We start from the raw sequence: 12,738 nt of genomic DNA on the forward strand, positions 1-12,738 counted from the left end.
CAGGGAAAGCTTGCCGGCTTTTTTGTTGTTTTTAGATGATAAGGGCTATTTTCCGAGGATGGATTTCAAAAAAAGAGGTTTTCAAAGCTGAAAATTTAGTGTAAAATAACAATATTGTAATGAAAGTTCACATGGAAAGATAGGTGATGTTCCATGATTAATGCTATATTAACAGGGAGTTCGATTCCAGTGATTCAACGAAAAGCAGCCGAAGTATACCCCTTTTTAGAGTCATATATCGCTCGTAAGGAAACTCAAATTGCCGAGATTGAACAAATCATTGATCGATATGAGAAAAAAAGGCTAATGGAAGAAAGGAGCTATCAGTCTATGTCATCTTTACGCCGGATGTTTACAGGGAAAAAGCCTGATCATCATGCGGCGGTAGAGTATATCCATTACGTAAAAAGACCGATGGCTCAGATTCGACAGCTGCGTGTAGAGTTAGAACAAGCAAAAGCGATTATGACAAGCAGTAATCCGGGTGACTTGATTGCGATCAGTTATGATCTGGACAAGGAATTGCAATAGGTTATTATACTTGCATTCATATCGTTTGTTATAGTTAAGGGGATTTCCCAAAGTCACTTGGGAAATCCCCTTTTTATGATGATAGATTCTGTTATCCGCGGCTGTTTTTCAGCTTGGTTAGCTCGATGAAGTCGTCATCCTGGCTGTAGGCGGGAACGCCATGAATACCGACATCCAAACCTACTAGCTCTTCATCGCGGCTGACACGCACCGGAACAATCTTTTTGATTAGTTTGAAAGCAAGCCAGGTGAGGCCGAAGCCCCATACAGAGACCGTAATAAGGCCGAGAGTCTGGACACCGAGCAGGCTCCATCCGCCTCCGTAAAATAAACCGCTATAGCCTTGTCCGTATCCTGCTGTAAGCTCAGGCTTGGCGAAGAGTCCGATTGCAAGTGTTCCAATGCTGCCACTGACTCCGTGGACGGCAAAAGCGCCAACAGGATCATCGATTCGCTTGGACTCCAGGAATTCGGTTGCGAATACCATGGCAATGCCGCATACAGCGCCAATCAGAATTGCAACGATGTCGCTGACGAACGCACAGCCAGCCGTGATTCCGACGAGACCTGCTAACGAACCGTTAATGACCATAGGTGGATCTGCTTTGCGATAACGGAACATAGTGAACAGAATGCAGGTTGCGCCGCCGGCTGCAGCCGATAACATGGTTGTCACAGCGATGTGACCTATCGTTGCGTTTGTGGCGCTTAATGTGCTCCCTGAGTTGAAGCCGAACCAACCGAACCAAAGAATGAATGCGCCAACGGAGGCTAACGGTAAGTTGGAGGGTGGAACAATATTCGGAGTTCCATTATCGGCAAACTTGCCAATACGCGGTCCTATGAACAATGCCGCAGCTAAAGCAGCGAAGCCGCCGAGCGCATGAATGACGGCCGAGCCGGCAAAATCGATCATTCCGAGCTTCCCGAGCCATCCGCCAGTGCTCCATACCCAGTGTCCGGCGATTGGATAAATCAGTCCGGTCATCGCAATCGTGTATAAGATATAGGCGTGGAAGTTGATACGTTCCGCTACAGCTCCAGATACAATAGAGATAACTGCGATAACGAAAGCGCATTGGAATAACCAAAACGTATCATGTGAGATTGTGAGATCAATGTGAGAAAGATCACCGCCGAGCATAAAACCGCTAGTTCCGATAAGTCCGGATATATCCTTGCCGTGCATGAAAGCGAAGCCAATAAAGAAAAATACAAGGGCGCCAAAAGCGATGTCGACAAATACCTTCATGATGATGCTGACTGCATTTTTTTGTCTGACAAATCCGGCTTCCAGCAAGGCGAAACCGCCTTCCATCAGCAAAATCATTGCAGCGGTAAGAACAACCCAAATGGTGTCCAATCCACTGGCTAAAGTGGATAAATCCATATCGTTTCATCTCCTTATTACGTACATTCTAACCGTTCATCGCCCATAATTATACGTTTCTAATGATAGTTATGTCAACGGATTACGTAAGATAAAATGACATGTATAAGTGATTATTCGATGTTATGTAAGAAGGCTGCAGAGCGTACATATTTTGTCGGATTATTGCGTAGTCTAACATAAAATGCGTCTGGACTATAACTACGACTACTACTAGGAGTGAGCAGATGATACCGATAAAATCCGTTCTGACCAATTATGAGGAACCCTTTGATGAAGTAAGTCGACAATTACACCAATTTGAGTTCACGCTTGGTGGAAACTGGGATTATGATCATGGTTATTTTGACCGCTATTTGGATGACGCACATCAAGTATGGCTTCGTATCCCTTTTGAAGTCACCCACGGTACTCTGGATGGTGACACAGGTGCAACAGATGCGATCATTTGCATGGGTACACCTTTCGTATTGAAGCATATCTATAATGATGGTTTGGATAAGGAAGCGCATCTGAATGTATCCGGAGCATTAATTGATCAATTTCAGGAGCCAATCGATAAGGATGCTCCTGTCGAGGATAAGTGGGTAGCGGCAGCCAAGGATATGCTGGGTAAGGTGGAACGGGTCTGGAATGTACATTAGAACAACTAAACTGGTAAGCTACTGAGAACTTGAAAGTAGACTTTCAGAGTGCTTGCAATCATTTGTAAAGAAGATTGGCTGTGCCTCCTATCCGAAATCACGGATCAGGAGGTTTTTTTGCAATTTCATTTAGGCTCTTTTTATTTTTCCTTAAGGTTTCTTTAAGGTTTCGGGTCCAATATAAGAGCAAGAGAAGCAAACACATAACAATCTTAGAACCTTACCAAGGAGGGTTTTACAATGGAAGATAACAACAACAATAATGAATTTTTGCGCCGCCCCAGTGGCGAGTCCACGAATGCTTCATCCAATGATGGAGTTGAAGCGGACCAAGCAGGTTCTAACCAAATAAAGCAAGACCGTCCGTCCCACTACTATTCTTACGGGCCTTATAAATCAACTATGGGACATGACGAAATAGCTGCATCTGATACAACTGCCAATTCGAACGAAGGAACGACTCCAGTCGAAGTGACACCACCGCGTCCGGTTCGCCCTTTTTCCTACAATGGCTTCGAACCAAGCCAGGAGCATCCGAGTAACAATTGGCAGCATGATAACAGAAAGAAAGGTTCTTCTGTTAAAGCCGTCTTTTCCGCTTTTATGGCGGGTGCCGTATTGGTGGGCGGATTAATGTTCGCTTCCGATAAAATGAATTGGTTTACAAGTGGTCCAAGCGCATCGAGTAGTGCTTCCGCTCCAGTGGCAAGCAAAGCTGCCGCGGCTCCCGCAACTGGTAATGGGGGTGTTAAGGAAGCAGCCATCGATCTGGGCAGACCCACCAACATCGCTCAAATTGCTGAGCAATCGGGACCGGCAGTCGTTAAAATAGAGACAAAGGTAAAAGCCAAGAGCTCCCGTGGTGGCAGCTCCCTGATGGATGATCCATTCTTCCGTCAATTCTTTGGCAATAATGGCGGGGGTTCACAATCACAGCCGAAAAGTGGTGCGGACCAGCTTCAGCCTGCGGGGATGGGAACCGGATTTATTTTTGAAAAATCAGGCTACATCTTGACCAATGAGCACGTTATCGACGGTGCCGATGAAATTTGGGTAACGGTTGAAGGCTACGAAAAGCCATTTAAGGCGACGCTGTTGGGTAACAGCTACGATCTGGATTTGGCAGCTCTGAAAATTGAAGGCACCAAAGATTTCTCATCGCTGACACTGGGCAAAGCAGAAAATACCGCTGTAGGAGATTGGGTAGTTGCCATTGGTAATCCATATGGCTTCGATCATACCGTAACGGTGGGTGTGCTGAGTGCCAAAGAACGTCCGATTTCGATTCCGGATTCACAAGGTACTCGCAACTACCAGCATTTGCTGCAAACTGATGCTTCGATCAATCCGGGTAACTCGGGTGGTCCCTTGTTGAATTTGAATGGTGAAGTCATTGGGATTAACACTGCTGTTAGTGCGCAAGCCCAAGGTATTGGTTTTGCGATTCCGACAAGTACAATCTCTTCTGTACTCGATAACCTGAAAAATAATGTGAAAATCCCGAAAGAGCCAGCACCTTATATTGGTGTGAAGCTGTCGGATATCGATAAAGATTGGCTGACTGAGCTGAAGCTTTCCAACAATGAAGGTGCCATCGTATCCGAAGTGGAACGTAAGAGCCCTGGATTTGTAGCAGGTCTAAGACCTTATGATGTCATTACCGAGGTTAATGGAGCCAAAGTTAAAACATCACAGGAACTGGTTGACGCGATCAAGAAGCTTAAAGTAAAGGATCAGGCTACGTTAACGGTAATGCGTGACGGCAAGAAAGAAACTATCACAGTGACCATTGGCGACCGTAACGCGGAGTAAGGTTAGCAATTAGGTAAGATCGTAATAAGGTTTGCGGTAGATAGTCGTACAAGAAGCAGAGCGGAGCACACTTGCGGGTTGCTCCGCTTCTTTTTGTATCGAGTACATTTCTGCTACAATGTTAAGCATGGGGGGACTGTTATTGCATGAGGGAAAAAATACTAATTATTGATGATGACGAAAAAATCACTTCAATGCTGAAGCGTTCACTGGCATTTGAAGGTTATACAGTGTTTACCGCTCATCATGGGATGGACGGGCTCAAACAAATATTGGAGAACGACCCGGATACGGTTATTTTGGATGTTATGATGCCCCAATTGGATGGGTGGGAAGTCGTCCGCCGTATACGTGAGGGTGGGGCCTCTGTGCCCGTTCTGATGTTAACAGCGAAAGACGAGATCGGCGACCGTGTAAAAGGGTTGGATATGGGTGCTGATGATTATTTGGTCAAGCCGTTTGCGTTAGAGGAACTGCTGGCGCGGGTAAGGGTTCTACTGCGAAGAAGAAGCGCGGAGAAATCCGAACAGCCAACCAACAGGCTGCAGTATCAGGATGTATTTATGGATATGGACACACGAGAAGTATTTCGTGGTAGCCAGCTAATTGAGCTGACCACCAAGGAGTTTGACCTGCTGCACCTGTTTTTGCAAAACCCGAAGCGGGTATTATCTCGTGATGTCATTATGGAAAAAATATGGGGTTATGATTATAGTGGTGAATCTAACGTGCTGGAAGTATATATTGCACTCTTACGTCAAAAAACGGAGGAGTACGGTCACAAACGGATGATTCAAACCGTTCGTGGAGCCGGGTACGTGTTGAGAGGAGAGAGCTGACGTGTCAATTCGTCTGCGACTGACATTATGGTACTCAGGCATTTTGTCTGTTGTGTTACTTATATTTGGTTTAGGCTTATATGGCTTGGTTTACCATTACTATTTTCAAACGGTGGAAGAGGATCTAAAGGAGCAGGCTGAGAAGGTGCTCTCTCGCATAGAGCCACGGATGACCGTGACCTTACGCGGCGGAATCACTCCTGACTTTGGTTTGGCGGGGAGAGATATCATTAACAATACAGGTAAATATTACCAGGTTACCAATTTTGAAAATGGGAATATAAGCCGTTCGGAAAATTTGAACCAGCTTAATCTGTACTTGCCTGAATTAACGAACGCCAAGAAACAACGGTTGATAAATGAAGATTTTTTCATTGAACATACACGAATCGATAATTTAAATGTGTTTATCTACAATAGAGCGATTCCGCTAGTGTTGAATGGCCAGCCGCAGCTGGCTGGTGTATTTCAAGCTGCGGTGTTTTTGCAGGCGGATGAGAAGCTATTTACCTTGCTTCGGAATATACTGCTCATAACGGCACTCGTAACGGTGATGCTGGCTGCCTCACTGGGATGGTATTTGGCACGTAAAGCGCTGAGGCCGATAGAGCAGGTTATAGCTGCAACCAATTCCATTGAAAAAGGTACGGATCTGCACAATCGAATCAATTATTATGGTCCCAACGATGAGATTGGACGGTTAACGTCTACGATTAATGGCATGCTGGGTCGGTTGCAGCATACGTATTCGGAGTTGGAGGAAGTGAACCATACACAACGCCGATTTGTATCCGATGCTTCGCATGAGCTGCGAACTCCATTAACGACGATTCGCGGCAATGTTGATTTACTGGAAAAAATGTGGAAGCGAATGGCAGATAGCGGTATGCAGCAGGATTCGGAACAGATCGAGATGTCTTTGGAAGCTATGCATGATATTGCAAGTGAGGCGGCGCGAATGTCTCGGCTTGTTAACGACTTGCTGTCGCTAGCCCGTGCAGATGCAGGCTTTCAAATCGCCAAAATCGAACAGGATATTTTACCGATTGTCGAGGATGTTGTCCGCAAGGCGCATCTGCTTCCGAGGACGGTGGAATGGTCATCAGGTGATTTAAGTGCGCTGAATGGTGTTCAGGTTTATGGAAGCCGGGATTACTTGCAGCAGCTACTGTTTATTTTTATCGAAAATGCCTTCAAATACACGGAAGTTGGTTTTGTTAAGCTCGATTCCCTGCGCACGGATAACCAAATCGGGATTCGGATTGAAGACAGCGGATTAGGTATGGATAAAGAGGAAGTACCTTTGATTTTTGAGAGGTTCTACCGAGCTGATCTGTCACGCGGCAAAACGGCTGGAACCGGACTGGGCTTATCGATTGCCAAATGGATTATTGATGAGCACCAAGGTTCTATTGAGGTCAAGACAACACAGGGTGAGGGTAGTATCTTTATCATTTGGCTTCCTATTACAGTCCCTTCGGATTCATCTGATTTGGGCATTTCCATCCCAACGGATAATCAAGTATAATATAGGGGAAGGTGGGTGCCAATATGGACGTTATTAAAATTACGCCCCGCGGATATTGCTATGGAGTTGTAGACGCAATGGGGCTTGCTATGCAAACAGCCAAAAATTTGAATTTACCAAGACCGGTGTATATATTGGGGATGATTGTGCATAATGCACATGTCACCGAATTTTTTGATAATGAAGGTGTCATTACACTTGATGGGCCGAACAGGCTGGAGATTCTGGAAACCATTGAAAAGGGTACAGTCATTTTTACGGCTCATGGTGTTTCACCAGAGGTTCGTAAACGGGCCCGAGACAAAGGATTGACAGTAGTCGACGCGACTTGCCCAGACGTAACCAAGACCCATGATTTGATAAAAGAAAAAACTGCTGAAGGCTATCATATAATTTATATCGGCAAGAAGGATCATCCAGAGCCTGAGGGGGCTTTGGGCGTTGCTCCTGATTATGTGCATCTGATTGAACGGATCGAGGAAATCGAACATCTGGAGCTACCTACGGATCGGATCACGATTACGAACCAAACGACGATGAGCCAGTGGGATATCAAACACATTATGAATCGATTATTGGAAAAGTTCCCGACCGCTGAAATTCATAATGAGATTTGTCTGGCTACCCAGGTGCGTCAAGAGGCGGTATCTGAGCAAGCGATGGATGCCGATCTGGTAATTGTGGTGGGAGATCCGCGCAGCAACAATTCGAATCGACTGGCACAGGTATCCGAAGAGATCGCAGGTGTCAAAGCTTATCGGATCTCTGATGTTTCCGAGATTCAGACGGAATGGCTAAAATCGGTTCGTCGTGTTGGTTTGACCTCGGGAGCCTCCACACCGACACCGATCACCAAGGAAGTATTGACCTTTCTGGAAAATTACGATCCACAGGATGCAGCTACGTGGGAGATCAAGCGTACTGTGAATATGAGCAAATTAATTCCGTACACCAAAGAACGAGTGGTTGCCAAATCGAGTACGTAAGGGATGAAGGCATATGCAGCGAAAATTAGCTACTACCAAGAAGCCTTTTCAATTGCGGAATGTGAAGCGATGGTTTAAGTACAAATACTTGATGCTGACACGTGCTGAAGGAGGCCCTGGCCTTGTTGCCATGGGATATTCAATTGGGTTGGCGGTTGAAATGTTTACACTTCCCACTGCAGGTCTGGCTTTCTTTCTGATTTTTCCTTTGATCTATATATTCCGTGCGAGTATGGCGGCTGCTCTAATCGGGTTTGTTTTTGGCAAAATCATCTATCTGCCTATGACCTACTTCCATTTAAAGGTAGGTAACTGGTTATTGCCTCACGGGACTCGAAAGCAGTTGTGGGCTTTTTTACCGGATTGGATGGATTTCTTTGTGAAATCAAATTTGAAGCTGCTGGTTGGCGGGGTTGTCGATGGGATTATACTCGGTATTCTGTTCTATTTCCCGATCAAATGGCTGCTGATGCTCTATACGGCCAAGCGTAAGCAAAGACGTGAAGCGAAAAGAGCAAACCTTGTTAATGATAGTAACTAAGTTGACTTCAAGGGCTTCTTTATTTCGATAGATGTTTCTATTGACGAGAAGCCCCTCTCGTTGTACAATTGCTTTAGTGATTAAAAGCTTTGAAGCGTATAAGCGTTGAAGCGTGTTAGTGCTTGGACTTCATTAATTAAATTATTCAGGTTCATAATATATAATAGGAGTGATTAGTCATGATCGTAATTATATCCAACAAAACCTCGGAAGAGCGCATTCAAGAAATTGTCGCACAAATTGAGAAAAATGATGTTCAGGCTCATGTGTCCAAAGGCGTGGATCGCACAGTGATTGGAATTATCGGCAAAGCTCATCCCAAGCTGAGCGAACAAATTCAACAAATGTCAGGTGTTGAGCAGGTAGTAAAAATCTCGAAGTCTTACAAGCTGGCCAGCCGTGACTTTCATCCGGCAGATACCGTTATCAAGATCAAGGACGTGGAAATCGGCGGCGAGCAGCTCGTTATAATGGGCGGCCCCTGTGCGGTAGAAAATGCAGAGCAAATTGATGAAATTGCCCGTTTGGTCAAAGCGGCAGGAGCTCAGGTTCTGCGTGGCGGAGCATTCAAACCAAGAACCGGTCCGTACAGCTTCCAGGGCGTAGGTGTTGAAGGTCTGGTGATGATGGCTGAAGCCGGCAGGAAACACGGACTACTGACGATTACGGAAGTTATGACTCCCGAATATGTAGATGTATGTGCGGAGCATGCGGATATTCTACAGGTAGGTACCCGGAATATGCAAAATTTTGATTTGCTTCGCAAGCTGGGGACGATCAAGACCCCTGTACTGCTCAAGCGCGGATTCAGCTCTACCTATGATGAGTTCCTGAATGCAGCTGAATACATACTGGCTGGCGGCAATCCGAACGTCATGCTGTGTGAGCGGGGCATTCGGACCTTTGAAACCTACACACGGAATACGCTTGACCTGGCTGCGATTCCTGCCCTTCAAACGCTTAGCCATTTACCGGTTATTTCCGACCCAAGTCATGGAACAGGACGCCGTGAGCTGGTGGAGCCAATGTGCAAAGCATCTGTAGCTGCCGGGGCTAATGGATTAATCGTTGAAATGCATACCGATCCAGACAACTCGATGACGGGTGATGGGGTACAGTCCCTTTTCCCTGAACAGTTTGCCAAGCTGATGGTTGATTTGGAGAAGCTGGCACCTTTATGTGGAAGACGGTTCGATACCGTTAAAGAACCTTTTCAAGCTTAAGTTTATAGTCACTGTGACAACATTCGACTTGGTCTCCCGATTCTTGGGGGACCAAGTTTGTTTTTGTCGAAAATGTGAACAGAAGACAGGTCGGGTGTAAGCATACCTTACACCTAAACAAAAATACCTGACATAAGTATTGACGATTAGCGAGGGAAAGTTTTATAATATGAAAATGAATTAATAAAAAACTTGAACAATGTTCGAACAAACGATGTGAAATGTTCGGATTTTAGGAGGTCAATAGTCAATGTCAGCTCAAAATGTATTGAACATCATCGCAGAAAAAGGCATCGAGTGGGTGGATTTTCGTTTTGTGGATCTTTCCGGTAGAGCGCATCACATTTCCTTACCAGCTTCTGAAGTAGAAGAGGAAACGTTTGTAAATGGGGTAGCATTCGACGGTTCTTCCATCCCGGGCTTTAAAGGTATTGAAGAGTCCGACATGGTTATGCTTCCTGAAACAGATTCCGTGTACGTGGACCCTTTTACCGCACATCCTACTTTGATTGTAATCTGTAACATCGTTAATCCTGATGGCACATCTTATGATCGCGATCCTCGTGGAATTGCTGTAAGAGCAGAGGAATACCTCAAAACTGCAGGCGTTGGCACAACGGCTTACTTCGCTCCTGAATCCGAATTTTTCATTTTTGATGAAGTTCGTTTCAAAAGCGGACAAAATGAATCTTCTTACTTTGTAGATTCCGAAGAAGCACACTGGAATTCCAACCGTAAAGACGAAGGCGGCAATCTTGGCTTTAAAGTGGGTCACAAAGGCGGCTATGTTCCTGTAGGTCCAACGGATTCCCAACAAGATATTCGTAGCGAAATGTGTCGTTTGTTAATGGAAGCGGGACTTCGTATCGAGCGTCATCATCATGAAGTTGCAACTGCCGGACAAGGCGAAATCAACTTCCGTTTTGACACTTTAACTAAAACAGCTGATAACTTGATGAAATATAAATATATCGTGCAAAATACAGCTAGACAATATGGTAAAGTAGCAACTTTCATGCCAAAACCATTGTTCGGCGATAACGGTAGCGGTATGCACGTTCACCAATCCATCTTTGACGGTGGCAATCCCCTTTTCTACGAAAAAGGCGGCTATGGTAACTTAAGTGAAATGGCTTTGAACTATATCGGTGGTATCCTGTACCATGCACCAGCTTTGATCGCTTTGACCAATCCTTCAACCAACTCGTTCAAACGCCTGGTTCCTGGATACGAAGCACCGGTTAATCTGGTATTCTCCAAAGGTAACCGTTCGGCTGCAGTTCGTATTCCGATTGCTGCTGTTACACCTAAGGGCTGTCGTATCGAATTCCGTACGCCTGACTCCACAGCTAACCCGTACCTGGCATTCTCCGCAATGCTGATGGCTGGTCTGGATGGAATCAAGAAGAAAATCGATCCTCGTGCTCTGGGCTATGGTCCACTGGACAAGAACATCTACGATCTGACAGATGCTGAAAAAGGCGAGATTCGCAGCGTACCAGGTACGTTGGATGAAGCTCTGAATGCTCTTGAAGCTGACTATGAGTTCCTTGTAGAAGGCGGCGTATTCACAAAAGACTTTATCGACAACTACATCGGCTTGAAACGTGAAGAAGCAAAAGCAGTATCCATTCGCATTCATCCGCATGAATATTCCTTATACTTTGATCTGTAAGATTTCGCAATTATATGATGTTGAAAACCCCGGAGTTTCTCCGGGGTTTTTTATGTTAGCTTTTCTTCCTAAATAGCCCTGATACATATGCTATTAGCCCTATTTCAGCGAATTTGCTAAAACCGAAGGAATTCTTTACCGATATTATATATCAATAGCCGGACTCGTCACTTTTTTGTAATAAATCACCAGTATAATGAAGACTAACAAACATCAGCGGGATGGTGGTACGGAGTATGGGAGCAGCCTGGACAGAAAAAGAAGTGGTCCATCTATTAAACCGCACTGGATTTTATACGAGTAAAACTGATATAGAAGCTTGCTTGTCTCTGGGGCAGGCAGAAACCGTAAGACGGCTTGTAGCCGGGGAATCGTTGACAGGCAAGACGGTTTCACTGCAATCCATCACCGAGTTGACGGCTGACGGCAAAGAAATGAAGGCGGATTCCATTGGTGATCAGCAAACCTATTGGCTGTACCGAATCTTGAATACAGAGGCGCCGTTGATCGAGAAGATGACGCTCTTCTGGCATGGGCATTTTTCCACCTCCTTTTCCAAGGTTAACGATATTCCGCTTATGTTAAGGCAAAATGAGCTGTTTCGTAATTATGCATTGGGTAATTTTCATGAGCTTGTCCTTCAGATCGGCAAAGATCCGGCGATGATGATCTATCTTGATGTGAACAGCAACCGCAAAGGTAAACCGAATGAAAACTATGCGCGTGAAGTGATGGAGCTATTTACGCTCGGCATTGGCAATTACACGGAGCAGGATATTAAAGAAACCGCACGTTCGCTGACAGGCTGGTCCTATGACCGTAAGGAAGGTCAAATTAAATTTAACAAGGGTCAATACGATGCCGCCAACAAAACGGTTCTAGGAGAAACCGGTGCTTTTAACGAGACCACTGTAGTCGATGTTTTTTTCAAGCAGGAGGCATTGCCGCAATTTATAGCCAAAAAGCTGTTGAAGTGGTTTGCAACGGATGAGCCACCACAGGAATGGGTGGATCTGGTTGCGGGTGATGTGTCCAAGGACCAGACCATCGGAGAGGTATTGACGAAGCTGTTTATGTCAGACGCCTTTTATAATCCGGATATACAGGGTGCCCTGATCAAGACACCGATCGAATATGTTGCCGGAATTTTGAAGGCTTTTAATATTCCATTATCGAAGGGTTTTACACAATCGGCGCGCAAGATGGGGATGGAGCTGTTTCTTCCTCCTGATGTAGCGGGGTGGAGAGGGGGGACGACCTGGCTCATGACGACCAATCTGCTCTCTCGCTTCCAATTTGCCGAATCGATAGCGAAGCGTTTGAACAACAATCTGCTGACGAGTAAGGAATATGCGTTGGACCCGTTGTCCAAGCCGGAGGATTATGTACGCCAGTATGCGCAAAATGCGGGTGTGTGGAATATGGGAGAGCTGTCCGCGAAGACGCTGGCCAAATATGCGAACGATACCTTTGTATATGCCAAGCAAAAGAACAACGGAATGAAGGGGCTGCTGCAGCTTATTATGATCAGTCCTGAAGCCCAAATGAAATAAGAGGGAGTGGAATCGC

The 12,738-nt window shown here is 45.5% G+C and carries 11 protein-coding genes; 10 read left to right on the top strand and 1 reads right to left on the bottom strand.

Features of this window, described 5'->3' with window-relative positions:
- Positions 1-189: 189 nt before the first annotated feature.
- Positions 190-531: a hypothetical protein gene (locus OB236_RS29720; protein ID WP_240416418.1), complete on the top strand. Its 342-nt coding sequence runs from the start codon at positions 190-192 to the stop codon at positions 529-531.
- Between the two features lie 91 nt (positions 532-622).
- On the opposite strand, the gene OB236_RS29725 is transcribed toward OB236_RS29720, so the two are convergent.
- Positions 623-1,921 (bottom strand): ammonium transporter, encoded by a 1,299-nt coding sequence (locus OB236_RS29725; protein ID WP_262687178.1) that lies wholly within the window; start codon positions 1,919-1,921, stop codon positions 623-625.
- Between the two features lie 227 nt (positions 1,922-2,148).
- Here OB236_RS29725 and OB236_RS29730 point away from each other — a divergent pair, with 227 nt between their 5' ends.
- From OB236_RS29730 to OB236_RS29770, 9 genes are all read left to right on the top strand, one after another.
- Positions 2,149-2,565, top strand: coding sequence for a YugN-like family protein (locus tag OB236_RS29730; RefSeq protein ID WP_262687179.1), 417 nt, complete (start codon positions 2,149-2,151; stop codon positions 2,563-2,565).
- 240 nt (positions 2,566-2,805) lie between these two features.
- Positions 2,806-4,377, top strand: coding sequence for a S1C family serine protease (locus OB236_RS29735; protein WP_262687180.1), 1,572 nt, complete (start codon positions 2,806-2,808; stop codon positions 4,375-4,377).
- Between the two features lie 146 nt (positions 4,378-4,523).
- Positions 4,524-5,216: a response regulator transcription factor gene (locus tag OB236_RS29740; protein ID WP_076234602.1), complete on the top strand. Its 693-nt coding sequence runs from the start codon at positions 4,524-4,526 to the stop codon at positions 5,214-5,216.
- 1 nt (position 5,217) lies between these two features.
- Positions 5,218-6,744: a sensor histidine kinase gene (locus OB236_RS29745; RefSeq protein WP_262687181.1), complete on the top strand. Its 1,527-nt coding sequence runs from the start codon at positions 5,218-5,220 to the stop codon at positions 6,742-6,744.
- A 23-nt stretch (positions 6,745-6,767) separates the two neighbouring features.
- Entirely contained in the window at positions 6,768-7,730 is a 963-nt protein-coding gene (locus OB236_RS29750) for a 4-hydroxy-3-methylbut-2-enyl diphosphate reductase (protein ID WP_262687182.1), read from the top strand.
- Positions 7,731-7,743: 13 nt separating this feature from the next.
- Positions 7,744-8,271 (top strand): DUF2062 domain-containing protein, encoded by a 528-nt coding sequence (locus OB236_RS29755; protein WP_076234593.1) that lies wholly within the window; start codon positions 7,744-7,746, stop codon positions 8,269-8,271.
- A 179-nt stretch (positions 8,272-8,450) separates the two neighbouring features.
- Positions 8,451-9,494 carry a 3-deoxy-7-phosphoheptulonate synthase gene (aroF, locus tag OB236_RS29760; RefSeq protein WP_262687185.1) on the top strand — a complete coding sequence of 348 codons (1,044 nt, stop codon included), beginning with the start codon at positions 8,451-8,453 and terminating at the stop codon, positions 9,492-9,494.
- A gap of 250 nt (positions 9,495-9,744) precedes the next feature.
- Complete coding sequence (glnA, locus tag OB236_RS29765; RefSeq protein ID WP_076234587.1) at positions 9,745-11,169, top strand: type I glutamate--ammonia ligase; 1,425 nt, start codon at positions 9,745-9,747, stop codon at positions 11,167-11,169.
- Between the two features lie 236 nt (positions 11,170-11,405).
- Positions 11,406-12,722 carry a DUF1800 domain-containing protein gene (locus tag OB236_RS29770; RefSeq protein ID WP_262687186.1) on the top strand — a complete coding sequence of 439 codons (1,317 nt, stop codon included), beginning with the start codon at positions 11,406-11,408 and terminating at the stop codon, positions 12,720-12,722.
- Positions 12,723-12,738: the final 16 nt, after the last annotated feature.

This window comes from Paenibacillus baimaensis, from assembly GCF_025567575.1.

What these genes read in the sequence shown, in the direction of transcription:
- OB236_RS29730 (WP_262687179.1), top strand. Translation starts at nt 2,149, where the DNA reads ATGATACCGATAAAATCCGTTCTGACCAATTATGAGGAACCCTTTGAT.
- glnA (WP_076234587.1), top strand. Translation starts at nt 9,745, where the DNA reads ATGTCAGCTCAAAATGTATTGAACATCATCGCAGAAAAAGGCATCGAG.
- OB236_RS29750 (WP_262687182.1), top strand. Translation starts at nt 6,768, where the DNA reads ATGGACGTTATTAAAATTACGCCCCGCGGATATTGCTATGGAGTTGTA.
- OB236_RS29725 (WP_262687178.1), bottom strand. Translation starts at nt 1,921, where the DNA reads ATGGATTTATCCACTTTAGCCAGTGGATTGGACACCATTTGGGTTGTT.
- OB236_RS29755 (WP_076234593.1), top strand. Translation starts at nt 7,744, where the DNA reads ATGCAGCGAAAATTAGCTACTACCAAGAAGCCTTTTCAATTGCGGAAT.
- OB236_RS29770 (WP_262687186.1), top strand. Translation starts at nt 11,406, where the DNA reads ATGGGAGCAGCCTGGACAGAAAAAGAAGTGGTCCATCTATTAAACCGC.
- OB236_RS29740 (WP_076234602.1), top strand. Translation starts at nt 4,524, where the DNA reads ATGAGGGAAAAAATACTAATTATTGATGATGACGAAAAAATCACTTCA.
- aroF (WP_262687185.1), top strand. Translation starts at nt 8,451, where the DNA reads ATGATCGTAATTATATCCAACAAAACCTCGGAAGAGCGCATTCAAGAA.
- OB236_RS29735 (WP_262687180.1), top strand. Translation starts at nt 2,806, where the DNA reads ATGGAAGATAACAACAACAATAATGAATTTTTGCGCCGCCCCAGTGGC.